The following is a 22,125-nucleotide window of genomic DNA, read 5'->3' as shown; positions in this document are numbered from 1 at the left end:
CGAGGGTCCAGCGACCCCGTGATGACCGATGCCCGCGATGCCCCTGCCGCCGCCCCCGCACTTTGCTCTTCCCCTTCCACGGCCCGGAAGCGAAGCCGGCCCGGCCGACGCCAGCGTACTGGTGAAACCGCCCGCGCGCGGCCTGGTCATCGCCTTCATCGTTGCGACCGTAATCAGCGTGGTGCTGGCCAGCGCGGTGTATCTGCAGACGCGGGCGCTCGAACGGGCGTCGGAACGGCTGTTCACTATGCGCCTGCCCGCGCTGGAGGCGATCTCGAGCCTGCGCGGACCGATCGCGGCACAGCAGGCCATCCTGTATCGCTATTACGCCAGCCGCGACGTGAATGAATTCCGGCAGCTGTACCGCAGCAATCACGCCATGCTGGTGACGCATCTGGACAAGCTGGAGCACGCGCTCGACGACCAGGACGCGACGATCTGCCGCATCGGTCTGGGCGAAGTGCAGAGCTTGGCGGAACAGCTCGAAAGCACGCTGTCCAGCCCGCGACCGGATGATGGCGCGGCCATGGCGCTGCTGTCGCAGGTGGGCATGCATGCCGACCAGATGGGGGGTGAGCTGGCCAGCATCGTCGACGACATCCGCAGCGAGTTCAGCGCCAGTGTCGAGGAAACCCACGCCGCGACGCGTTTCATCGCCTTCATCGTCTATGGCTATTCGGCCGTCCTGCTGCTGCTTGGCACGCTGGTGGCATTCAACCTGAAGCGATACTTCGAGGCCAGCGGCCACCAGCGCACGATTGCGCTGTTTCCCGAGCGCAACCCGTCGGCCGTGCTGCGGCTGGACAGCAGGGGTGCGATCACCTACGCCAACCCGGGGGCGCGCGACCTGCTGGCGGTGATCGGGCACGCCGGTGGCGAACCGTTGCGGCTGCTGCCCGATGACCTCGCCGAGCGGCTGCAAGCGCTGCGCGAGGCCGCGCCACCGTCGGCCGACTGGGAATACGCGGTCGGCAATCGCATCCTGCACTGCAAGGCGCACTACATCGAACAGGACGACGTGTTTCACGCCTACCCGGTGGACGTGACCGCGCAGCGCGAAGCGGAGCGCGCACTCAATGACGCACTCGGTCAGGTGAGCGAACTGGGCAAGCGGCTGGCCGACGAGAACGTCTATCTGAAGGCGGAAATGCTGACGGCGACACCGTCGTCGGACATCGTCGGCCAGAGCCCGAGGTTGAACGAGGTGCTGGCGCGCATCGACCAGGTCGCCGGCACATCGGCCACCGTGCTCATCCTCGGCGAGAGCGGCGTCGGCAAGGAATCGCTGGCACGCGCGCTGCACGACCGCAGCGACCGCAGGGACAAGCCCTTCATCAAGCTGAATTGCGCGGCCATCCCGTCGAATCTGGTCGAAAGCGAACTGTTCGGCCACGAAAAAGGCGCCTTCACCGGTGCCGCGACACGCCGGCTCGGCCGCTTCGAACTGGCTGACGGCGGCACGCTGTTCCTCGACGAGATCGGCGAGCTGCCGCCGGACACCCAGGCCAAGCTGCTGCGCGTGCTGCAGGAGCACGAGTTCGAGCGCGTCGGCGGGCAGACCACGGTCAAGGTCGACGTGCGCATCGTCGTCGCCACGCACCGCGACCTCAAGGCCATGGTGAAGGACGGCAGCTTCCGCGCCGATCTGTACTACCGCATCAATGTGTTCCCGGTCGAGCTGCCGCCGCTGCGCCAGCGACGCGAAGACATTCCGGCGCTGGTTGCGCACTTCCTGAAGAAATTCTCGACCGACCATGGCAAGGCGATCGACGGCGTATCGGCACGCGCACTGGAGCGGCTGCAGGCCTACGACTGGCCGGGCAACATCCGCGAACTGCAGAACGTGATCGAGCGCGCCACCATCGTTTGCCGCGGCAGCGTGCTCGACGTGCCCCCGCTGGGCGACAACACGGGTCCGCCAGCCGCGACCCCGGCCACCGCGCTCGACCTCGAATCGGTCGAGCGCCGCCACATCACCCAGGTGCTGGGCGACCGCAACTGGGTCATCGAAGGCAAATCCGGCGCCGCCGCCACGCTGGGCCTGGCTGCCGGCACCCTGCGCTCACGCATGAAAAAGCTCGGTATCGAACGGCCACGGGGTGGGTGAGCCGAGGGCTGGCTGCGGGAGCTTGCTGTGGGAGCTTGCTGTGGGAGCTTGCTGTGGGAGCTTGCTGTGGGAGCTTGCTGTGGGAGCTTGCTGTGGGAGCTTGCTGTGGGAGCGGCGGCCTCGCCGCGATCGATACCGCGATGATCGCTGATCAACGCGCCGATCGCGGCGAGGCCGCCGCTCCCACAGGCCGCCGCTCCCACAGGTCGTCGCTCAAACAGGGGGCCACTTGCACAGGGGACCTCGCCCACAGTGCCACCATCGCGTCAAGGATGGCTCCCACAGCCTCTGCGGCCGCGCAACGGCGGATCAACCGTAGCGCTGCCTCGCCACGACGGCCAGGCCGCAGCCGACGCTGCCGTACAGGTCGCCCTCCACCGGGCGGGCTTTCGGGAAGCGCCGCGACAGCGCGTCACGCAGCACCGGCACGGCACTCGATCCGCCGGTGAAGAACAGCGTGTCGAGCGTATCCGCCCGCACACCGGCGTGATCCAGGCAGCGCTGCGCGGCGGCGCACACACGTTCTATCTCGGCTGAGATGGCAGCTTCGAACTGTGGGCGCGTCAGGGTCACCGCCAGGCCGGCTTCGGCCACATCGAGATCGAGCTCGCAGGCGAGTGCCTGCGACAGTTCGATCTTCGCCGCTTCCGAGCGCATGGCGATGCGGTGGCCGCTGCGCTCGCGCACCACGCGCAGCAGGCGGTCGAAGCGCTTCGTGTCGACCACGTCGAGTCGCATGTCCTGCAGGCTGGCGAGCACGGCGCGCGGATAGGCGAGATGGATGGTGTGCCAGGTAGCCAGCTGGAAATAGGTGGTGTTGGGCAGGATGGCGCCGCTGGCCAGCAGACCGCCCATGCCCAGCTCCGGCATGACGCAGGCGAGCGAGAGCCGCTTGTCGAAATCGGTGCCACCGATATGCACGCCGCTGGTGCCCAGCAGATCGGCGCTGCGGTCGGTCGCATTGCGCCGCTCGGGCGACAGGCGGACCAGGGAAAAGTCGGACGTGCCGCCGCCGATGTCGACCACCAGCACCAGCGATTCCCGCTCGACCGTCTGTTCGAACGCATGCGCCGCGGCGATCGGTTCGAACTGGAAACTGACGTCGCGGAAGCCCAGTCCGCGCACGATCTGCGCCAGCGTGTCTTCGGCCAGCTGATCGGCTTCGGGGTCATCGTCGACGAAATACACCGGCCGGCCGATGACCACCTGGTCGAAGCCGCAGCGCGCCGCGGTTTCGGCGCGCTTGCGGATTTCGGCAAGAAAGCCGCCGATGAGGTCGCGGAACGCGAGGTGACGGCCGCCCACATCGGTGCCGGTGTCCATCAGGCCGCTGCCGAGCAGGCTTTTCATCGAGCGCATCAGCCGCCCCTCGTAACCTTCGAGGTATTCGTTGAGCGCGGCGCGACCGAACGACATCGTGTCTTCGTCGAGATTGAAGAACACGGCCGACGGCAGCGTCAGCCGACCCGCTTCCAGCGGCAACAGACGGGCGACCGCACCGTCGTGCACCGCGGCGGTGGAGTTGGAGGTACCGAAATCGATGCCGCAGGCGGTCAGGCTCATGATGCGTTCAACCTGAAAACCTCATTTGATCGACGCCTTGGGCAGGGTTGGCGGTGTACGGCAAGGCGCGATGACGCAGCAGGATGGCTCCCTGCACGGACGAGCAACGCAGCCGGGCGAAAGCAGGAAAGTTGCAAGGGCAATGTCTTCCATCGATGTTTCAAGCGATCAACTGATGAGGTCTTCAGGTTCAGTACATGGACAACAAGGGCGCGCAGCCTACGGCGCTGCGCAAGCCGGGTCAAACGCCGGCGGCCGGCGCGATCGCTTCCAGCCGGTAGCCGGCCGCCTTCCAGCCGTCGATGCCGCCGAGCAGCGGACGCGCGTCGGCGATGCCGGCCGCGCGCAGCTTCAAGGTGGCACGCACCGCCGACACGTCGTTCGGGCACGCGCAATACACGATGACCGGACGGTCGCGCGGCAGCCGGTGCGCCTCGGCATCGATCCGTTCGAGCGCGATCTGCAGCGCACCGGGAATGCGCACCGGTTCGGCGTCGGTGATCAGCCCCGAGCGCACGTCAATCACCGTCACGTCGACGCCGCTGTCGAGCATGTCAAGCAGGTCGGCGGGCGCCAGCCGGACCGCGCGCAGCGCCTTCATCGCGCGCTGGCGGTCGAACCAGCGATACCCGATGTACAACGCGAGCAGCGTGCCGACCACCGCGGCCGCCACCGAACCCAGGCCGGCCAGATAGTCGAGCACGGCGCCGATCTGTTCGTGGAACACCAGCCCGATGGCCAGCGCTGCACCGGCCCACAGCACGGCACCGGCAGTATTGAACAGCATGAAGGCGCTCGGCCGCATGCCCAGCGCACCGGCCAGCGGCGGCGCCAGCGTGGACAGGCCGGGCACGAACTTGGCGATCACCAGCGTCGCCAGACCGTAGCGCGTGAAGGTGGACTCACTGGTGCGCACGCAGGTGTCGGGCGACAGCGAAATGCGGCACAGGAGTTTCAGCACGCGATGGCCGTGCCGGCGCCCGGCGACGTACCAGGCCAGATCACCCAGCGTCGACGCCAGCACCGCCACCAGCAGGGCGATCACCCCGTAGATCGGGTCGTCGGCCACGCGCGCGCCTGCAAGCATGACCAGCGGCATGGCCGGAATCGGCACCCCGAGCTGCTCCGCCAGCACCACTGCAAACAACAGCCACAGGCCGTATTCGGCCGTCAATCCAGTCACCTTTTTCCCCTGCAGGCTCGCGCATCGGTCGACGATGACACATCGTCGCAACGCCATGCGCTCCGTCAGCTGCAGATGGGGGTAAAAACCTGAATTGCGACCCGCATGTCAGACGGTCAACCGCGGTTTCCAGGTTCACTGCACCGTGTGTCGCAGCAGGCGCAGGCATTCCACGGTGGCGGCCAGATCGGCGGCGAGGTAATCGTCGTCGGTGCGGATCATCGGATCCGCACCGCATTCGAGCAGCAGTGCCAGCATGTCGTGCTTGCCGCTGGACGCCGTGTACATCAGTGCGGTGGCGCCGGTGTCGTTGCGGTTGTCGACATGGATGCCTGCCGCGACCAGCGCGCGAACGATGCCGGCCTGACCGGACACGCAGGCCAGCCACAGCGCGTTGTTGCCGTCGCCGTTGCGCCGGTTGACAGCCACCCCGAGCGCCAGCAGCTCATCGACAAGTTCGGCCCGGCCGGACAGTGCCGCGCGCATCAACGGCGTCAGGCCGTGTTCGCGGGAAACATCGAGATCGGCGGCGTCGAAGCCGTGTTCGGCCACGAAGGCCTGCAGCGCGGCCGAACCGCTGCCCGACGAGGGCTGCCCGGCGCCTGCTGCCGCACGCCGGGCCAGCGCCGCGGCGAGCGCATCGTGGCCGCCGTCGACGCTGTAGACCTCGGCGTAGCGGAAGTCGGCGAACATGCCCGCCCAGGTCTTGCTGGCGTTGCCGTGGTAACAGTAGATGAGCACCGGCGTCGCCCGGCCGACCGCCTGCATGGCGTCGCCGAAGCCGGCTTCGGTCAGGTGCTGCGCGCCGTCGATGTGCGCGCGCTCGAAACTGGCGCGGTCGCGCGTGTCGAACAGTGCCAGCGACGCGACGCCGCCGCTGCGATGGCGCAGCAGCAGGTCGGCCGCCTGATCGGCGGGAATGCAGCGATGGCGGGACGCGGTTGCGGTGTCGTTCATGGCGTGGGTTCCGGTTCGGCCGGGGTGCGCTGCGCATAGGCCGGCGATGATTCGATGCGCGCATCGTCGATCGCGCGCCCGAGGGTGAAGTGGTACAGCGTCTGGTGCGCCGTGCCTTCGAGGCCGATCAGTTCGTGCACGGCGTCGTCGAAAAAGCAGCCGATGCCGGTGCCGCGCAGGCCCATCGCCTCCGCTTCGGCATAGAGCACCTGACCAATGAGTCCGGCCTGCCGGTGCAAATCGCGATAGTTGGCGGCGGATGCCGCCAGCGCGGCTTCGAACTCGCACAGCATGCCGAGCGCGAGGCAGGCGTTGGCGGCGATGTCCTGATGGCAGTGTAGGCTGCGGGCAAGACGCGCGAGCGCCATCGGTTCCATCGCCGCCAGCCGGTAGAGCGGCACGGCGACACCGTCCACGGGCACCAGATCGTGCTGGCGGGCCAGCCGCGCCGGCACGCCCTGTTCGACGCGACCGCGCGACAGCAGATAGACCCCGGGTGACAAGCCTTCGACGCGATGCACGAACAGCAGCAGGTCGATGCGCCAGCCGCCGGGCAGCGCGTCCCACGGCATGGCTCCGGACGGCTGCAGCCGTTCCAGCAGACGTTCAAACGCGTCACCCGCCATCACCTCCCGCGCATCGAAACGCTGCGCGCTGCGCCGCCCCAGCAAGACCTCGCCGACCGATCGTCCGCGCTGTGCGAGCACGGCAGCCCCGCGTGTTGCGCGCGCGCCCGTCCGATACTCGTCGGCAACAGTTACTGCGCCCTGCACGGCACCGCGGGTGGCGGCCGCCGCCTCGCCCACCACCGCCCAGCGATACATCGGATGGCGGTCCACCGTGCTCGCCGTGCCGAACCACTGTACGCGTCCGAGTTCGGGCAGTGGCGGACCGTCGCCGCCATCGCAGCCGATGGCGAGAAGCAGTTCGGCCTCCTCGATCTCGGTGTCGATGGCGCGGCGTGCCGGAAAGTCCTGCAGGCGATCGGTGCCGGCGAGCGCCGCCAACGACGCACCGTCGATGTCCGGCTGCGCCTGCAGCGTCCAACCGAGCACGGCCGCCGCATAACGCAACGCGCCGACTGCGTGACCGGTGTCCAGCTGGCAGTAGCGGAAGGCGCGTTCGCCGTATTTCCATGCCTCGCGCCACATGACTGACGTCAGCACGACGTGCACGCCGGCATCCCCGGCGGAACCGGCACCATGGCGGGCGCGGCATTCCAGCTCGTGCGTCTCCGGCAGGTAGTGGTACAGCCCGTCAGCGAGCGTATCGAGCCCGCGTATCACCAGATACGCCTCCACCGGGTGCAGGTTGCCGCTGGACGGATTGGCGCGCACCGCCCAGCGGTCCGGGCCGCTCGATTTCCACGCCGTCAGCCCGAGCGACAGGTGCAGCAGCGCGCCCAGCGTGTGCAGCGACAGCGGCAACGGCGGCAACGGCGCATCGAGTGCGGCGAAATCCTGATCAAGGCGCGGTCGGGCCGGATTGGCGTCGTCGGTCGCCAGCGGCAGCGTGCTGCGCGGCGCACCTTCGAAGTGCCGGAATGGCGAAGGCTGCGCGTCCCAGTCCAGCGTTTCCGGGCCGGCGGCATACGCGACGTAGCGGTGGCGGGTCCGCAGATGATAGGCACGCACGACGTCGGCAGCCGACGCGGTGGCGTCCGCCGCCGGCCACATTTCAGTCGTCGTCATCGTCGTCCGAAACACCGTTCTTGCGCGGCACCGTTTCCGGGTCGCAGATGATCGGCCGATAGATTTCGATGCGGTCGCCCGGGCGCAGCGGTGCGTCCTTCTTCACCACCTTGCCGAACACGCCGACCTTCTGCCGGCTGAGGTCGATGTCCGGACACAGCTTCAGGATGCCCGACAGCTCGATGCCTTCGGCCACCGTGCAGGTGTCCGGCACGTCGATCTTCAGCCAGTGGTTGGCGATACTTCCAGCGTAGGCAACGGCGATCCGCATGGCGCGCCTCCTTCAGTGAGCCGCCTGCGCGCCGGCCAGCGCCGCGGCACGCCGATCGGCGCGTCGCTGCAACCAGCGGCGCCCGGCGATCAGCAGGCCGAGCGCCAGGAATCCGCCCGGCGGCAGGATCATGAACAGTGCGCCGGAATCCGCCGGCAGCACCTTCGTTTCGAGAAACGCGAAATGCGGCCCGAGCAGCAGATGTGCATTCGCGAACAGCGTGCCGGCACCGGTGATTTCGCGCAGCGCTCCCATCACGGTCAGCGCCAGCGTGAAGCCGAGGCCGGTGGCCAGACCGTCGAACGCCGATAGCGCCGCGGACTGGCGCGACGCGAAGGCTTCGGCGCGGCCGAGCACCGCGCAATTGACGACAATCAGCGCGATGAAGATGCCAAGCACCTTGTACAGGTCGTGGAACCAGGCGTTCAGGCACATATCGACCAGCGTCACCATGCCGGCGATCAGCACGATGAAGACCGGGATGCGCACTTCGTCGCTGACCCAGTGACGCAGCGACGAGATGAGCGCATTCGACATGACCAGCACGACCATGGTCGCCAGACCCATGCCCAGACCGTTGGTCGCGCTGCTGGTCACCGCCATGGCCGGGCACAGCCCGAGCATCTGGCCGAGCACCGCGTTGTTGTCCCACAGGCCGTCGCGTGCGACCGCCCTGGCTGTCGGGCTGTCACTCATGGTTTCTCTCCGTTGACCGGCACCGCCTCGCCACCCGCCTCAGCCGTCAGTTCAGCGCGGTGCGCGGCGAGAAATTCGAGGCCTTTCTTCACTGTCGCAACGACCGCGCGCGGCGTGATGGTTGCGCCGGCGAACTGGTCGAAGTCGCCGCCGTCCTTCTTCACCGCCCAGCGCGCCGGTGCCGGCTGCTGCTGCGACTTGCCGTCGAAAGACCGTATCCAGTCGTGCCGAGCGACCTCGATCTTGTCACCCAGGCCCGGTGTTTCGTTGTGCTTCGTCACCCGAACGCCGACGATGCGGCCGTCGACATCGACCGCCATCAGCAGCACGATGCGCCCGCCGTAGCCGTAGCCCGACATTTCGAACAGCAGCGCGCGCAACGCGCCCTGCTTGCGCGCGCGATGCACGGTCAGCGGCGCACCATCCGGCCCGGCCAGCTGCAGCGTGTCGGTCAGCAGGTTGTTGTCGGCATAGCCGGCCGGCAGTATCTGTTCAAGCTGCTGCCGCGTGTCATCGGATTGCGCTTGCGCAATCCGGTCGCGGGTCGCGAACTGACCGAAGGCGAGGAAAGCGGTGGTCACCAGCATCACCACGCCCAGCGAGGCGCCCGGAAACCACAGTGCGTCGGGTGCGCGCGAACCGCTCATCGCGTGACCTCCTGTGCCCGGCGCGCGTCCAGCGGCTTGCCGCCGATGCGCCGGCCGAAGATGCGCGGCCGGGCCCACAGGTCGAGCAGCGGTGTGGCGGCATTCATCAGCAGGATGGCGAAACCGACACCTTCCGGATAGCCACCCCAGGTACGGATCAACCAGGTCAGCAGGCCGGCGCCGAGTGCGAATATCCACTGCCCGAACGGCGCACTGGGCGACGTGACGTAGTCGGTGGCGATGAAGAAGGCGCACAGCAACGCACCACCCGACAGCAGATGGGCGGTCGCCGGCAGGAAGGCCTGCGGCGCGGCGGCGTGCGCGATGGCGGCCGGAATGCACAGTCCGGCGAGAAAGCCGATCGGAATGCGCAGGCCGATGACGCGCTTGAACACCAGGAACAGCCCGCCGGCGCCGATCAGCAGCGCCGACGTTTCGCCCAGACTGCCGGCGCGCAGGCCCAGCATCGACTGTTCCGGCTGAAAGCCTTGCAGCGCATCGACCAGCGTCAGGCCGCGCCCGAGTTCGGTCTTTGCGTGGCCGAGCAGCGAGGCACTGGTCAGCGCATCGGGGATGCCGCCATTCAGGCCGATGGCAATCGCCTGCGCAAGGTCGGTTCCCTGGGCCAGCACCTGCGGGCTGACCCACTGCGTCATGTGAACCGGAAACGACACCAGCAGCACCGTGCGTCCGACCATGGCCGGATTGAACACATTGCAGCCCAGACCGCCGAACACCTGCTTGGCGATGACGATGGAAATGAAGCCGCCGAGCACACCCAGCCACCAGGGAGCCCATGGGGGCAGCGACATGGCGAGCAGCCAGCCGGTCAGCGCGGCCGAGCCGTCGGACAGCACCGGCACGACGCGCCGGCCGGCCCCCTGCAGGCACAGTGCTTCGGCCAGCACGCAGGACAGCACGGTGATCGCCCACAGGCAGAAGGCCGGCCAGCCGAACTGCCAGAAGCCGGCCAGGGTCGCCGGCACCAGAGCCGCCATGACGAGCGCCATGATATGGCCGCTGGTGCGCCGCGACAGCGCGTGCGGCGACGCCTGGACTGGCGAGTTCACGCCGATTCCTCCTGCGTGGCGGACACCTTCGCCGCTGCCTCGGCCGCCTGCGCGGCGGCACGCTCGGCCTTGCGGCGGGCGTGCATCTCGGCCTTTTCACGCGCCTCGCGTTCGTGGCGCGCGGTGCGCGCCTCGGTCAGTTCGCGCACCTCGTCGAGCCGCTTGCGTTCGCGTTCGCGCGCCATCAGTTCGCCGCGGGCGTGCGCGAAGTACTGCACCAGCGGTATGCGCGACGGACACACATAGCCGCAGGCGCCGCAGGTGAGGCAGTCGCGCAGGCCGATGTCCTCGGCCTGCCCCAGTTCGCCGGCATTGATGCGGTTGGCCATCTCCAGCGGCATCAGGCCGACCGGACAGGCGACGACACAGCTGCCGCAGCGGATGCAGGCGCTCGGCTCGCGTTCGCCGACTTCGGCCACGGTCAGCGCGAGCACGCCGCTGGCGCCTTTGCCGACCGGTACATCGAGGTCGGGCACCGCCACGCCCATCATCGGCCCGCCGACCACCAACCGGGCCGGCTCGCGCGTCAGTCCGCCGGCGCGCTCGACCAGCCATGACAGCGGCGTGCCGACACGCACGCGCATGTTGCGCGGCGCCGCAACGGCACCGCCGGCCACCGTGATCACCCGCTCGGTCAGCGCTTCGCCGTGGCGCAGTGCACGCCACACCGCCGCCGCCGTGCCCACGTTGTGCACCACCACGCCGACGTCGGCCGCCCGTCCGCCGGCCGGCGGCTCGACACCGAGAAGCGTGTGGATGAGCTGACGCTCGGCACCCATCGGATACCGGCTCGGAATGCGCACCACCGACACTTCAGGGTAGGGATGTGCCGCCAGCTTCATGGCGTCGATGGCATCCGGCTTGTTGTCCTCGATGCCCACCAGCAGGTGCTGCGCCCCGGTGGCGCGCAGCAGCAGGCGCGCGCCCTCGATGATGTCGCCGGCGCGCTCCTGCATCAGCCGGTCGTCGCACGACAGATAGGGCTCGCATTCGCTGCCGTTGAGGATGACGGTGTGGATGCTGCTGCGCTGGCCCAGTGCGAGCTTGACCGCTGCCGGAAACGCGGCGCCGCCCATGCCGACGATGCCGGCCGCCGCGACGCGACGGGCAATCTCTTCCGGCGCCAGATTGATCGGATACGGTTCGACATCGCGCTGCACCCAGCGGTCGAGACCATCCGGGCGCAGCGTGATGCCCTGCCCGGGCAACCCCGACGGATGCGGCATCGGCGCGTCGCCGATCGCCATCACCGTGCCCGACGTCGACGCGTGCACGTGCGCCGAAACGTGCCCCACCGCTTCGGCCACCAGCTGACCGCGCAGCACGTGGTCGCCAACCTTCACCACCGGCCGCGCCGGTGCGCCGGCCTGCTGCGACAGCGGCAGCACCAGCAGCGGCGGCAGCCCGGCATCGGCGATGTCCAGCCCGGCCGCCGGAAACTTGTGGCTGTCCGGATGGATGCCCCAGCGCGTGAGCAGGCGCCGGATCGGCGGAATGACGACGTGAGCCATGACGTCAGGCCGCCATCACGGGCTTCGGCATCACCCAGGTGCCCGCCGTGGCCGGCAGTGGCTGCATCGTGATGGCGCCGGTCGGACATTTGTCGGCGCACTGGTTGCAGCCGGTGCAGGCTTCGGCGAACACGCCGTGCAGCTGCTTCATCGCGCCGACGATGGCATCGGACGGACACAGGCGGTAGCACTTGGTGCAGCCGATGCAGATCGCATCCTCGATGACCGCGATCTTCGGCGCCTCTTCCATGTCGTCGTCGCCCAGCGTGATGCCGAGATGCCCGGCGATCGCCAGCGCGACCACCTTGCCGCCGGGCGGGCAGCAGGTCGGCGATGCCTCGCCCTCGACGATGGCCTGCGCCGCACCTTCGCATCCGGGGAAGCCGCACTGACCGCAATTGGCGGCCGGCAGCATGGCCACGATCTCTTCGACGCGGCTGTCGCCTTCCACGGCGAACTTGCGCGCCGCCACGCCGAGCACGACGCCCAGACCGGAGCCGATCGCTGCCAGGCTCATCACTGCGGTGATCATCTGTTCCATTTCAGCCTCCTCCCGCCGGTACGAGCCCGGTGAAACCCATGAAAGCCAGCGCCAGCAGGCTGGCCGTGACGAACGCGATCGGCGCGCCCTCGAAAATGTCGGGCACGCGCGCCAGCTGAAGCCGCTCGCGCAGCCCGGCGAACAGCACCATCACCAATGTGAAACCGACACCGGATGCGAAACCGGTCAGCACGCTCATGCCGACGCCGAGTGCCGACTGCGCATTGAGCAGCGGGATGCCGAGCACGGCGCAGTTGGTGGTGATGAGCGGCAGATAGATGCCGAGCACGCGGTGCAGGTCGGGTGTGGATTTGCGCATCGCCATTTCGACGAACTGCACGACCGCGGCGATGACTACGATGTACGACAGGATGCGCAGATAGCCCAGATCGAAGGGCCGCAGCAGCATGTGCTCGAGCACCCAGGCGGCCAGCGCCGACAGTGTCATGACGAAGGTGGTCGCCAGCCCCATGCCGAAGGCGCTGTCGATCTTCTTCGACACGCCCATGAAGGGGCACAGGCCGAGGAAGCGGACCAGCACCACGTTGTTGACCAGCGCTATGCCGATTACTGCAAGCAAGACATCACGCATTGCGACCTCCTTGTTGCAGGCCTCAATGCATGCGGCGTGCCATGCCCGCGCCAACCCGCGTCCGCGCTGTCGGCACAGCAGCGCGAATCCGCCGCAACGGCCGTACCGGCGCGAATTCCGGCTGCCGGCAGCGCAATCCAGAAGTCGAACGAGCGACTCGCCGCCTGTCGTGCTGCAGCGCGTCGGCAACCCTACAAATTCGACATGACTTGTCTGACGGTCGCGGTACGCACGACGAACAAAAAAGCAAGTCTTTGATCCATAGCAAGTTTTCAAACTGGCCCGCAAGTTGCGTATTCCCTGCCAAACCCTTCCATGCAGGAGAGTCCGACATGAACCGCCCGATCTATCTGGACTACGCCGCCACCACACCCGTCGATCCGCGAGTGGTCGGAAAGATGATGCCCTGGCTGTTCGACAACTTCGGCAATCCAGCCAGCCGCTCGCATGCCTACGGCTGGGCCGCGGAAGAAGCGGTGGAACTGGCCCGCGAACAGGTGGCCGCGCTGGTCGGCGCCGATCCGCGCTCCATCGTATGGACCTCCGGCGCCACGGAATCGAACAACCTGGCCATCAAGGGCGCGATGCAGTTCCACGCCGGTCGCGGCAAGCATGTCGTGACCGTGAAGACCGAACACAAGTCGGTGCTCGACACGGTGCGCGAACTGGAACGCGCCGGCTGTGACGTGACGGTGCTCGACGTGCAGGACAACGGCCTGCTCGACCTCGACGTGTTCCGCGCCGCGCTGCGGCCGGACACGGTGATCGCTTCGGTCATGTTCGTGAACAACGAGACCGGCGTCATCCAGGACATCGCCGCACTGGGCGCCATCTGCCGCGAGAAGGGCGTGCTGTTCCACGTCGATGGCGCGCAGGCCACCGGCAAGGTGCCGTTCAGTCTGGACGAGCTGCCGGTCGACCTGATGTCGCTGTCGGCCCACAAGACCTACGGCCCGAAAGGCATCGGCGCGCTCTATGTCAGCCGCAAGCCACGCGTGCGCATCGACGCCATCATCCACGGCGGCGGCCACGAGCGCGGCATGCGTTCCGGCACGCTGGCGACGCACCAGATCGTCGGCATGGGCGAAGCCTACTGGCTGGCGCGCGAAAACATGGGCAGCGAGAACGAACGCATCCGCTCGCTGCGCGATCGCCTGATGAACGGGCTGATGGCGCTCGATCAGGTGTTCGTCAACGGCGACCTCGAACAGCGCGTGCCGCACAACCTCAACCTCAGCTTCAATTTCGTCGAAGGCGAATCGCTGCTGATGGGCATGAAGGACGTCGCCGTATCGTCCGGCTCGGCCTGTACCTCGGCCAGTCTGGAACCGTCCTACGTACTGCGCGCCATGGGCCGCAGCGACGAACTTGCGCACAGCTCGATCCGCTTCTCGATCGGCCGCTTCACGACGCAGCAGGAAGTCGATGCGGTGATCGAGAAGGTCAGCACCGCGGTGAACAAGCTGCGCGAACTGTCGCCACTTTGGGACATGCACAACGAAGGCATCGATCTGGCGACGGTTCAGTGGGCCAGTCACTGAGCGGCGCAGGCAACACCCCCCTCACTTACCCCCACTCACCCCTTTAAGCGGAGAAACACCATGGCATACAGCGACAAGGTGCTTGACCACTACGACAACCCGCGCAACGTGGGCGGCTACTCGAACCAGGACGAAGACGTCGGTACCGGAATGGTCGGCGCACCGGCCTGCGGCGACGTCATGAAGCTGCAGATCAAGGTCGGTGCCGACGGCATCATCGAAGACGCGAAGTTCAAGACCTACGGCTGCGGCTCGGCCATCGCCTCGTCGTCGCTGGTCACCGAATGGGTCAAGGGCAAGACGCTGGACGAGGCCCTGGCGATCAAGAACACCGAAATCGCCGAAGAGCTCGCGCTGCCGCCGGTGAAGATCCACTGCTCCATCCTGGCCGAAGACGCGATCAAGGCCGCCGTCGCCGATTACCGCACCAAGCAGACCGCCGCCAACACGGCCGTCGAAGCCGCCTGAAAGGACCCGTCATGAACACGCTTTCCGATACCCCCGTTGCCCTGGCGAGCTCGCCTGCCCTGTCGCCGATCACCTTCTGCGAAGCGGCTGCCAGCAAGGTGGCCGAAATGATTGCCGAAGAGGGCAATCCGGCGCTGAAGCTGCGCGTCTATGTGACCGGCGGCGGCTGTTCCGGCTTCCAGTACGGCTTCGCCTTCGAAGAGACGGTGAACGAGGACGACACGCACATCGTGCAGTCCGGCGTCACGCTGCTCGCCGACTCGATGAGCCTGCAGTACCTGATGGGCGCCGAGATCGATTTCGAGGACGGCCTCGAAGGATCGCGCTTCATCATCCGCAACCCGAACGCGACTTCGTCGTGCGGCTGCGGCAGTTCGTTCTCGATGTGATCGGAGGCCGGCCATGACCATCACCATCAGTGAAGCCGCGGCGCGGCATGTGCAGAAAAGTCTGGCCAGACGCGGCCAGGGCGTCGGCCTGCGGCTGGCAGTGAAGACCAGCGGCTGTTCCGGGCTGGCATACGCGCTTGAGTTCGCGGACGCCGCCGAAGCGGAGGACGTCAGCTTCGAAAGCCATGGCGTCACCGTGCTGGTCGACCCCAAGAGCCTGCCCTTTCTCGACGGCACCGAACTCGACTTCGTGCGTGAAGGCCTGAACGAAGGCTTCAAGTTCAACAATCCGAACGTCAAGGCAGCCTGCGGCTGCGGCGAAAGCTTCGGCGTCTGAAGCCTGCTGCGCCGGCGTCACCACCGAAACGGGAGTAGCCCATCATGGCCTTGCTGCAGATTGCCGAACCGGGCCTCAGCGCCGCACCGCACCAGCACCGGCTGGCGGTCGGCATCGATCTGGGCACCACCAACTCGCTGGTCGCCACGGTGGCCAGCGGACTGTCGCGCGTGCTGCCCGACGCCGAAGGGCGCCGTCTGCTGCCGTCGGTGGTGCGCTACGCCGAGAGCGACATCGTGGTCGGCCACGCCGCGCAGGCCGCGCAGGTCGACGACCCGGGCAACACCATCGTGTCGGTGAAACGTTTCATGGGACGCACGCTGTCCGATCTCGACGCGTCGGTGCACACGCCCTACACGCTGGTGGATACGCCGGGCATGCTCAGTCTGGCCACCCGCAGCGGCGTGCGCTCGCCGGTCGAAGTGTCGGCCGACATCCTGCGTTCGCTGCGCCAGCGCGCCGAAGAGGGCCTGGGGGGCGATCTGGTCGGCGCCGTCATCACGGTGCCGGCCTATTTCGACGATGCGCAGCGTCAGGCCACCAAGGATGCGGCGCGCCTCGCCGGCCTCAATGTGCTGCGCCTGCTCAACGAACCCACGGCTGCCGCCATCGCCTACGGGCTGGATAACGCAGCGCAGGGCGTGTTCGCCATCTACGACCTGGGCGGCGGCACCTTCGACATTTCGATCCTGAAGCTTTCGCAGGGCATGTTCGAAGTGCTGTCCACCGCCGGCGATGCCGCACTCGGCGGCGACGATTTCGACCATCGCATCGCCGACTGGCTGCGGCAGAACCTGGCACTCGCAGCGACCTCCGCCGGCGAAACGCGCATGATGCTGGCGCGGGCGCGGAGCGCCAAGGAGGCGCTGTCGAGTGCACCGATTACATCGATCGCCGGCCAGCTGGACGATGGACGCAACTTCAGTTTCGAACTGACGCGCGACCAGTTCGAAAGCCTGACCGCCGATCTGGTGGCACGCAGCATGGCGCCGGTACGGCGCGCGCTGCGCGACGCGGGCATCGCCGCCGACGAGGTCGACGGTGTGGTGCTGGTCGGCGGCTCGACCCGCATGCCACAGGTCCGCGACGCGGTCGGGAAGCTGTTCGGCCGCGAGCCGTTGAGCGACCTCGATCCGGACGAAGTGGTGGCGCTGGGCGCTGCCATGCAGGCCAACGTGCTCGCCGGCAACAACCCCGGCGGCGATGGCGACTGGCTGCTGCTCGATGTCTGCCCGCTGTCGCTCGGTCTGGAAACGATGGGCGGTCTGGTCGAGAAGGTCATCCCGCGCAACACCACGCTGCCGGCCGCACGCGCACAGGAATTCACCACCTACAAGGACGGCCAGACCGCGATGGCGATCCACGTCGTGCAGGGCGAACGCGAACTGGTGAGCGACTGCCGTTCGCTGGCGCGCTTCGAACTGCGCGGCATTCCGGCGATGGTGGCCGGCGCGCCACGCATCCGCGTCACCTTCCAGATCGACGCCGACGGCATGCTGTCGGTGTCGGCCCGGGAGCAGACCAGCGGCACCGAGGCGCACATCGAAATCAAGCCGTCCTACGGCCTGAGCGACACGCAGATCGCCGACATGCTGACCGACGCCTGGGGCAAGGCCGACGTCGACATGGCGGCGCGCATGCTGCGCGAGGCGCAGGTCGATGCCCGACGTCTGGTCGATGCGACCGAAGCCGCGCTGGCGGAAGACGGCCATGCGCTGCTGACACACGATGAATTCGTGGCTGTGCAATCGGCGATGTTCGCGCTGGCCGACGAACTGGAAAGCGGCACCGACCTGCCGCGCCTCAAACGCGCCAGCGAGGCGCTCAATGCCGCCACCACCCACTTTGCCGGGCTGCGCATGGATGCCGGCATCCGTCGCGCGCTGTCCGGCACGCGGATATCCGCGCTGCAGTCATGAGCCGGATCACCGTACTGCCTCATCCGCAGCTGTGCCCGACCGGCACCAGCTTCGAAGCAACGGCCGGCACGACCGTGTGCGACGCGCTTCTGGCGCACGACATTGCGATCGAGCACGCGTGCGAAAAGGTCGCTGCCTGCGCCACCTGCCACATCTACGTACGTCAGGGCGCGTCGTCGGTCAATGTCCCGGACGACGACGAAGAGGATCAGCTCGATGATGCCTGGGGCCTGGAAGCCGCATCGCGACTCGCCTGCTGCGTGCGCCTCGGCCAGGCGGACCTGACGATAGAACTGCCGATGCACACGCGCAATCTTGCGCGCGAGTGATGCGCCCGAACATTCGGGCACGGTGAAACGGGGCATGTTCGTTGCGCGGCGGAAGCGCCTTCCGGGCGCTCTCGCCGCGCACCCTTTTTTCGGACTACCACTCCTTCTGCAGGCCCCACGGATGCGAACCGGGCACCAGCTCGACCTTGAGCCCCTTGGTCGCGATGTCTTCCAGCGTCCGGTAGAAGGTTGCCTCGTGCATCAGCGTGCCCTTGGTCGTGTACAGCGCGACGTACTTCGACGGCAGGTCGACCTCGATGACGAAATCGCCGCCCGGGTCCTGCACGCTGCGCGCCTTGCCGTTCCAGTCGATGAAATAGCCGTTTTCACTGGTCATCGCAGGTCTCCCGGTTTCAAGCCGTCGCCGGTGCTTCGAGCACCGCGACCGCACTGACCGTGACGTTGTTCTTCGTCGCATCGGTATACGGACACACCTTCAGCGCGCGCTCGACCAGCGAGTCGGCGGTCGGCTGGTCGATGCCGTGCAGCACCGTGGTGAAGCGGATCGCCATCCGGTAGGCCTCTTCGAAGTTCTTGAACAGCGATATTTCCGCTTCGACCATGCAGCCCTTCACCGGCAGCCGGTCGGCGCGCACGATGTGCCGCACCGAGTTCTCGAAACAGGCGGCCCAGGCGGCCGCGAACAGCTGCTCCGGATTGCTGCCGGGTTTCTTGCCGCCCATTTCGGCGGGCGCGGCGAGGTCGAGCTTCAATGTGCCGTCTTCGCTCTGCACGCGGCCGTTGCGGCCGCCCTGGCTGAAGACGCGGGTTTTGTAGATGAGGTCCATGGCCGTTCCCGGTGAGTGATGAAGAAAGGTGTCAGCTCGAACAGCTGACCGACATGCCGGCCGCCCAGTCCGGCGGTGGTGCGGCGTAGCGGGCACAGTCCGGCTGGTCGTCGAAAGGCCGGCGCAGGCAGTCGAACACGGCGCGCACTTCGCCGAAATCGCCCTCGCGCGCGCGGCGGAGCGCCGCCTCGGCCATCCAGTTGCGCAGCACGTAGCGCGGATTGACCGCGCGCATCGCCGGCTTGCGCACCGCATCGCGACTGCCTTCGCGAGCGAGTCGCGCGCGCCAGCCGAGCAGCCAGGCATCGCACGCCTCGCGGTCGGCGAACAGGTCACGCAGCGGCGCGTCAATGACGGCGCGCGCGTCGCGCAGAACCGCTCCGGGCAGGCCTGAGAGCGCGCGGAAGAACAGCGTGTAGTCGATGCGCTGCAGTTGCAGCAGGCCGAGGGTGGCGCCGATGAAGTCGGCATCGCCGGGCTGCGCCGTCGCCAGGCCGAGGCGGGCCCGCATCCGTTGCGCGAAGTACGCGTCGAAGGCCGGCGTGTAGTGATCGTCGACCAGCGTACGCGTGACGTCGGGATGGCCGATCAGCGGCCCCAGCGCGTCGGCCAGCACATACAGGTTCCACAGGCCGATGCGCGGCTGCGCACGGAAGGCGTAGCGCCCGTACGTGTCGGAGTGATTGCAGATATGCCCGGCGTCGAAGGCTTCCATGAAGCCGAACGGACCGTAGTCCAGCGTCAGCCCGAGGATGGACATGTTGTCGGTGTTCATCACGCCATGCATGAAGCCGATCGCCTGCCAGTGCGCGATCAGCTCGCCGGTGCGGCGCGCGACGTCGGCCAGCAGCGCTTCGAACGGCTTCGGCGCATCGCGCAGATGCGGCAGGAAATCGTCGATCACGTGATCGGCCAGCGTGCGCAGGCTGGCGACATCGTCCTTGTCGGCGAAGTACTCGAAACTGCCGAAGCGCACGAAGGTCGGCGCGATGCGCGTCACCACCGCAGCCGTTTCCATCGTTTCACGCTGCACCGGCAGCGACGAGCCGATGACGCACAGCGCGCGCGTGGTCGGTATGCCGAGCGCGGCCATCGCCTCGGAACAGAGGAATTCGCGGATCGACGAACGCAGCACCGCACGCCCGTCGGCGAAGCGCGAATACGGTGTCGGTCCCGCCCCCTTGAGTTGCAGCTCAAGGGGACCCGACGGCGTGCGCACGCCACCGAGCAGGTGGGCGCGACCATCGCCCAGGCGCCCCGACCAGCTGCCGAACTGGTGCCCGCCATAGACCGCCGCCAGCGGTTCGCTACCGCGCAGCAGCGCGTTGCCGGCGAAGGCGTCGACGAATTCCGGCCGCATCCTCTGCGCGACGTCGAGGCCGATCAGCGCCGCCGCATCGTCGCTCGCCGCCACCAGATGCGGCGACGGCAGCGGCGACGGCGCCAGCCGCGAATGAAAGGCGGCTGGCAACCTTGCGTAGCGGTTGTCGAAGGCGAGCGCTTCCAGTGCAAGGCCGGGCGGATGGGTGAGGGGTGCGTTCATGTCGTGCCTGCTGTCATCGCAGTGACCTAGCAAGAATCGCGCACGCTGGGGAAGCGGACGATTGCATTGCGAATGCGCGGTGGCGATGCGCCAAACGCGACAAAGTCGACGTCGCGTCCTTCGGTCGCCCCCGCAGCGCCGCCATGCGGCGCGACAAGGCGCCGTGGAACGATGCTTGCTGAACCCGATGCATCTGATTGCTACCCGGAGGACCGCACCATGCTGGATACCCTGATCGTCGGCGCCGGACTGTGCGGCCTGAGCATCGCCGGCCGGCTGCAATCGGCCGGACGCGACTTTCTGCTGATCGATGCGCGGCCCCGCGCGGGCGGGCGCATCGAAACCGTGCCGGGCGCGGCCGGCACGGCAGCACTCGATCTTGGACCCGGCTGGTACTGGCCGCAGACGCAGCCGCGCATGGTGAAGCTTCTCGCCGAACTCGGGCTCGACGGCCATGCGCAGCACGACAGCGGCGTCATCCTGCATCTGGCCAGCACGGATTCGAGCCCTGAACCGCTGGCCCAGGATGGCGTGCACAACGGCGCGCACCGCGTCTCCGGCGGCATGGGCGCCATTGTCTCCGCGCTGGTGCATGGGCTTGCGCCGGACCGCCTGCGCACCGGCTGCAGGCTGCTGCGACTGGTCGACCGCGGCGACTTCGTCGAGGCGCACTGCCGCAGCCCGCAGGAGGACTTCGTCATTGCTGCGCGACACGTGGTGCTGGCGATGCCGCCGCGGCTGGTGGCCGAGCACATCGCCTTCGAACCCGTGCTCGACGCGCCGCTGATGCAGGCGCTGCAGGACACGCCGACCTGGATGTCCGCCCAGGCCAAGGCCGCGATGCGCTACCGCCATGCCTTCTGGCGTGATACCGGTCTGTCGGGCAACGCCTTCGTGTCGCATCCGCAGGCGGTGCTGGCTGAAATCTTCGACGCCTGCGACGAACGCAGCGACGCCGCGGCGCTCGGCGGCTTCGTCGCGCTGTCGCCCGCGCAGCGCAGGACCTACGCCGCTTCGCTGGAACTGCTGGTGCGCAGTCAGCTGGCGCAGCTGTTCGGTCCGCCTGCCGACGAAGGTGAGCTGCACCTGCGCGACTGGGCGAACGAACCGCTGACCTGCAGCGCGCGCGACGCGGCCGCCCCGAGTCAGCACCCGGAGGACGGTTGCGAGGCGCTGGCCGCCGACCGCTGGGAGGGTCGATTGCTGCTGGGTGGCAGCGAAACCGCGGCGCGCGGCGCAGGTTATCTGGAAGGCGCACTCGACGCCGCGACGCGCATCGCCAACCGCCTGCTGGCGCGCGCGGCGACCTCGCACGCGCTCCTGTCACCGGCCAACGAAGGCAGCGTGCGCCACTTCACCGACTGGGTGGCCGGGCAGCGCAGGCTGTGCGCCAATCTGTACCGGCAGCGCATAGCGCGCGCACTGGCGGCGCAGCAGAGCGAGGACCTGACGCGCAACGTGCTGCTCGACGTGATCGATCAGCTGTATGCCGACGCACTGGCCGAACTCGTCACCCTGTCCTTCGACACGCGTGGCGTCGCCGTCGAACAGGGCCGCTCCGTCTTGACACCTGCCGTGCTGGCGCCCTTCTCCGGCCTCAGCGACGCATTGCTGGGCGAAGCGCTGAAGCACAACGGCACCTCCTGTGCGCTCTCGAACTTCCCGGACGAGGCCCAGCCGTCGGCGCGTTACCGGCATGAAATCCGGCGCGATCTCGCACTTGCCTGGCGCGCCTTCGCGCAATCGGTCAATGCACTGCTGCTCGACAAGGCGGACAACCCCAGGGCGCTGCATTGATGGGCGTGTCGCACCCGCACCGCGCAAGTGTGGGGTTTGTCGCAAGCGTAAGGTTCCAGCCACGCCGCGCTAAGCAGGCCAAGCAGTTGAATAAAAAGGAAAACCGTCGGTGGCACGGAAATGGCTAAAAGAAACCTGCCAGCCCCATTCGCCCGGATCGCCCTGATTGCCCATTGGCGCGTCAG

General features: G+C 67.8%; 22 protein-coding genes. 8 read left to right on the top strand and 14 right to left on the bottom strand.

All coding sequences use genetic code 11. The annotated features are described in order from the left end of the window. Positions 1 to 28 precede the first annotated feature (28 nt). On the top strand, positions 29 to 2,107 hold the full coding sequence (locus NMQ16_RS09230; protein ID WP_257080275.1) for a sigma-54-dependent Fis family transcriptional regulator: 2,079 nt from the start codon (positions 29 to 31) through the stop codon (positions 2,105 to 2,107). A 309-nt stretch (positions 2,108 to 2,416) separates the two neighbouring features. Here the strand turns inward: NMQ16_RS09230 and NMQ16_RS09225 are convergent, their stop codons facing one another. The 11 genes from NMQ16_RS09225 to rsxA form a co-directional block, all read right to left on the bottom strand. Continuing rightward, positions 2,417 to 3,670: an Hsp70 family protein gene (locus tag NMQ16_RS09225; RefSeq protein ID WP_257080274.1), complete on the bottom strand. Its 1,254-nt coding sequence runs from the start codon at positions 3,668 to 3,670 to the stop codon at positions 2,417 to 2,419. Positions 3,671 to 3,911: 241 nt separating this feature from the next. Then, a complete protein-coding gene (locus NMQ16_RS09220; RefSeq protein WP_257080273.1) occupies positions 3,912 to 4,853 on the bottom strand; it encodes a VTT domain-containing protein in 942 nt (313 codons plus the stop codon). Positions 4,854 to 4,988: 135 nt separating this feature from the next. Then, a complete protein-coding gene (locus NMQ16_RS09215) occupies positions 4,989 to 5,810 on the bottom strand; it encodes an ankyrin repeat domain-containing protein (RefSeq protein WP_257080272.1) in 822 nt (273 codons plus the stop codon). Continuing rightward, positions 5,807 to 7,501, bottom strand: coding sequence for a SagB family peptide dehydrogenase (locus NMQ16_RS09210; protein ID WP_257080271.1), 1,695 nt, complete (start codon positions 7,499 to 7,501; stop codon positions 5,807 to 5,809). Before NMQ16_RS09210 ends, NMQ16_RS09215 begins: the two co-directional genes overlap by 4 nt. Next, positions 7,488 to 7,772 (bottom strand): RnfH family protein, encoded by a 285-nt coding sequence (locus NMQ16_RS09205; RefSeq protein WP_257080270.1) that lies wholly within the window; start codon positions 7,770 to 7,772, stop codon positions 7,488 to 7,490. Before NMQ16_RS09205 ends, NMQ16_RS09210 begins: the two co-directional genes overlap by 14 nt. A 12-nt stretch (positions 7,773 to 7,784) precedes the next feature. After that, complete coding sequence (locus NMQ16_RS09200) at positions 7,785 to 8,468, bottom strand: electron transport complex subunit E (RefSeq protein WP_257080269.1); 684 nt, start codon at positions 8,466 to 8,468, stop codon at positions 7,785 to 7,787. Further along, positions 8,465 to 9,115 (bottom strand): electron transport complex subunit RsxG, encoded by a 651-nt coding sequence (gene rsxG / locus NMQ16_RS09195; RefSeq protein WP_257080268.1) that lies wholly within the window; start codon positions 9,113 to 9,115, stop codon positions 8,465 to 8,467. The genes NMQ16_RS09200 and rsxG overlap by 4 nt, the downstream gene beginning before the upstream one ends. Further along, entirely contained in the window at positions 9,112 to 10,185 is a 1,074-nt protein-coding gene (locus NMQ16_RS09190) for an RnfABCDGE type electron transport complex subunit D (protein WP_257080267.1), read from the bottom strand. Before NMQ16_RS09190 ends, rsxG begins: the two co-directional genes overlap by 4 nt. Further along, on the bottom strand, positions 10,182 to 11,696 hold the full coding sequence (gene rsxC, locus NMQ16_RS09185; RefSeq protein ID WP_257080266.1) for an electron transport complex subunit RsxC: 1,515 nt from the start codon (positions 11,694 to 11,696) through the stop codon (positions 10,182 to 10,184). Before rsxC ends, NMQ16_RS09190 begins: the two co-directional genes overlap by 4 nt. 4 nt (positions 11,697 to 11,700) lie before the next feature. Continuing rightward, positions 11,701 to 12,237 carry an RnfABCDGE type electron transport complex subunit B gene (locus NMQ16_RS09180; RefSeq protein WP_257080265.1) on the bottom strand — a complete coding sequence of 179 codons (537 nt, stop codon included), beginning with the start codon at positions 12,235 to 12,237 and terminating at the stop codon, positions 11,701 to 11,703. A 1-nt stretch (position 12,238) separates the two neighbouring features. After that, complete coding sequence (gene rsxA, locus NMQ16_RS09175) at positions 12,239 to 12,829, bottom strand: electron transport complex subunit RsxA (RefSeq protein WP_257080264.1); 591 nt, start codon at positions 12,827 to 12,829, stop codon at positions 12,239 to 12,241. A 332-nt stretch (positions 12,830 to 13,161) separates the two neighbouring features. On the opposite strand from rsxA, the gene NMQ16_RS09170 reads away from it, so the two are divergent. The 6 genes from NMQ16_RS09170 to fdx are packed head-to-tail and all read left to right on the top strand — an operon-like array spanning position 13,162 to position 17,812. After that, positions 13,162 to 14,370 carry an IscS subfamily cysteine desulfurase gene (locus NMQ16_RS09170; RefSeq protein ID WP_257080263.1) on the top strand — a complete coding sequence of 403 codons (1,209 nt, stop codon included), beginning with the start codon at positions 13,162 to 13,164 and terminating at the stop codon, positions 14,368 to 14,370. Positions 14,371 to 14,430: 60 nt separating this feature from the next. Next, positions 14,431 to 14,838 (top strand): Fe-S cluster assembly scaffold IscU, encoded by a 408-nt coding sequence (iscU, locus tag NMQ16_RS09165; protein WP_257080262.1) that lies wholly within the window; start codon positions 14,431 to 14,433, stop codon positions 14,836 to 14,838. Positions 14,839 to 14,849: 11 nt separating this feature from the next. Continuing rightward, on the top strand, positions 14,850 to 15,227 hold the full coding sequence (gene erpA, locus NMQ16_RS09160; protein ID WP_257080261.1) for an iron-sulfur cluster insertion protein ErpA: 378 nt from the start codon (positions 14,850 to 14,852) through the stop codon (positions 15,225 to 15,227). A 13-nt stretch (positions 15,228 to 15,240) separates the two neighbouring features. After that, a complete protein-coding gene (gene iscA, locus NMQ16_RS09155) occupies positions 15,241 to 15,564 on the top strand; it encodes an iron-sulfur cluster assembly protein IscA (RefSeq protein WP_257080260.1) in 324 nt (107 codons plus the stop codon). 44 nt (positions 15,565 to 15,608) lie between these two features. Then, the gene (gene hscA / locus NMQ16_RS09150; protein WP_257080259.1) at positions 15,609 to 17,483 is read left to right on the top strand and encodes a Fe-S protein assembly chaperone HscA; all 1,875 of its coding nucleotides are present in this window, start codon (positions 15,609 to 15,611) and stop codon (positions 17,481 to 17,483) included. Beyond that, a complete protein-coding gene (fdx, locus tag NMQ16_RS09145; protein WP_257080258.1) occupies positions 17,480 to 17,812 on the top strand; it encodes an ISC system 2Fe-2S type ferredoxin in 333 nt (110 codons plus the stop codon). The genes hscA and fdx overlap by 4 nt, the downstream gene beginning before the upstream one ends. Positions 17,813 to 17,906: 94 nt before the next feature. Here the strand turns inward: fdx and NMQ16_RS09140 are convergent, their stop codons facing one another. The 3 genes from NMQ16_RS09140 to NMQ16_RS09130 are packed head-to-tail and all read right to left on the bottom strand — an operon-like array spanning position 17,907 to position 20,143. Then, positions 17,907 to 18,149, bottom strand: coding sequence for a hypothetical protein (locus tag NMQ16_RS09140; protein ID WP_257080257.1), 243 nt, complete (start codon positions 18,147 to 18,149; stop codon positions 17,907 to 17,909). A gap of 16 nt (positions 18,150 to 18,165) precedes the next feature. Next, on the bottom strand, positions 18,166 to 18,600 hold the full coding sequence (locus tag NMQ16_RS09135) for an Ohr family peroxiredoxin (protein ID WP_257080256.1): 435 nt from the start codon (positions 18,598 to 18,600) through the stop codon (positions 18,166 to 18,168). Positions 18,601 to 18,631: 31 nt separating this feature from the next. Further along, positions 18,632 to 20,143: a YdiU family protein gene (locus tag NMQ16_RS09130; RefSeq protein ID WP_257080255.1), complete on the bottom strand. Its 1,512-nt coding sequence runs from the start codon at positions 20,141 to 20,143 to the stop codon at positions 18,632 to 18,634. 219 nt (positions 20,144 to 20,362) lie between these two features. Here NMQ16_RS09130 and NMQ16_RS09125 point away from each other — a divergent pair, with 219 nt between their 5' ends. Continuing rightward, positions 20,363 to 21,940, top strand: a complete 1,578-nt coding sequence (locus NMQ16_RS09125; RefSeq protein ID WP_257080254.1) for an FAD-dependent oxidoreductase — start codon at positions 20,363 to 20,365, stop codon at positions 21,938 to 21,940. Positions 21,941 to 22,125: the final 185 nt, after the last annotated feature.

The sequence above is a fragment of the Methyloversatilis sp. XJ19-49 genome (genome assembly GCF_024580145.1).
GTDB lineage: Bacteria > Pseudomonadota > Gammaproteobacteria > Burkholderiales > Rhodocyclaceae > Methyloversatilis.
Note: the sequence above shows the minus strand (reverse complement) of the source record. Positions and strands in the feature narration are given on the sequence as shown.

Excerpts from the sequence above, each read along its gene's own strand:
- NMQ16_RS09200 (WP_257080269.1), bottom strand. The coding sequence starts at position 8,468 with ATGAGTGACAGCCCGACAGCCAGGGCGGTCGCACGCGACGGCCTGTGG.
- erpA (WP_257080261.1), top strand. The coding sequence starts at position 14,850 with ATGAACACGCTTTCCGATACCCCCGTTGCCCTGGCGAGCTCGCCTGCC.
- iscA (WP_257080260.1), top strand. The coding sequence starts at position 15,241 with ATGACCATCACCATCAGTGAAGCCGCGGCGCGGCATGTGCAGAAAAGT.
- NMQ16_RS09210 (WP_257080271.1), bottom strand. The coding sequence starts at position 7,501 with ATGACGACGACTGAAATGTGGCCGGCGGCGGACGCCACCGCGTCGGCT.
- NMQ16_RS09230 (WP_257080275.1), top strand. The coding sequence starts at position 29 with ATGCCCGCGATGCCCCTGCCGCCGCCCCCGCACTTTGCTCTTCCCCTT.
- NMQ16_RS09205 (WP_257080270.1), bottom strand. The coding sequence starts at position 7,772 with ATGCGGATCGCCGTTGCCTACGCTGGAAGTATCGCCAACCACTGGCTG.
- NMQ16_RS09140 (WP_257080257.1), bottom strand. The coding sequence starts at position 18,149 with ATGACCAGTGAAAACGGCTATTTCATCGACTGGAACGGCAAGGCGCGC.
- NMQ16_RS09180 (WP_257080265.1), bottom strand. The coding sequence starts at position 12,237 with ATGGAACAGATGATCACCGCAGTGATGAGCCTGGCAGCGATCGGCTCC.
- NMQ16_RS09215 (WP_257080272.1), bottom strand. The coding sequence starts at position 5,810 with ATGAACGACACCGCAACCGCGTCCCGCCATCGCTGCATTCCCGCCGAT.
- iscU (WP_257080262.1), top strand. The coding sequence starts at position 14,431 with ATGGCATACAGCGACAAGGTGCTTGACCACTACGACAACCCGCGCAAC.
- NMQ16_RS09170 (WP_257080263.1), top strand. The coding sequence starts at position 13,162 with ATGAACCGCCCGATCTATCTGGACTACGCCGCCACCACACCCGTCGAT.
- NMQ16_RS09225 (WP_257080274.1), bottom strand. The coding sequence starts at position 3,670 with ATGAGCCTGACCGCCTGCGGCATCGATTTCGGTACCTCCAACTCCACC.
- NMQ16_RS09135 (WP_257080256.1), bottom strand. The coding sequence starts at position 18,600 with ATGGACCTCATCTACAAAACCCGCGTCTTCAGCCAGGGCGGCCGCAAC.
- rsxG (WP_257080268.1), bottom strand. The coding sequence starts at position 9,115 with ATGAGCGGTTCGCGCGCACCCGACGCACTGTGGTTTCCGGGCGCCTCG.
- NMQ16_RS09125 (WP_257080254.1), top strand. The coding sequence starts at position 20,363 with ATGCTGGATACCCTGATCGTCGGCGCCGGACTGTGCGGCCTGAGCATC.
- rsxA (WP_257080264.1), bottom strand. The coding sequence starts at position 12,829 with ATGCGTGATGTCTTGCTTGCAGTAATCGGCATAGCGCTGGTCAACAAC.
- rsxC (WP_257080266.1), bottom strand. The coding sequence starts at position 11,696 with ATGGCTCACGTCGTCATTCCGCCGATCCGGCGCCTGCTCACGCGCTGG.
- fdx (WP_257080258.1), top strand. The coding sequence starts at position 17,480 with ATGAGCCGGATCACCGTACTGCCTCATCCGCAGCTGTGCCCGACCGGC.
- hscA (WP_257080259.1), top strand. The coding sequence starts at position 15,609 with ATGGCCTTGCTGCAGATTGCCGAACCGGGCCTCAGCGCCGCACCGCAC.
- NMQ16_RS09130 (WP_257080255.1), bottom strand. The coding sequence starts at position 20,143 with ATGAACGCACCCCTCACCCATCCGCCCGGCCTTGCACTGGAAGCGCTC.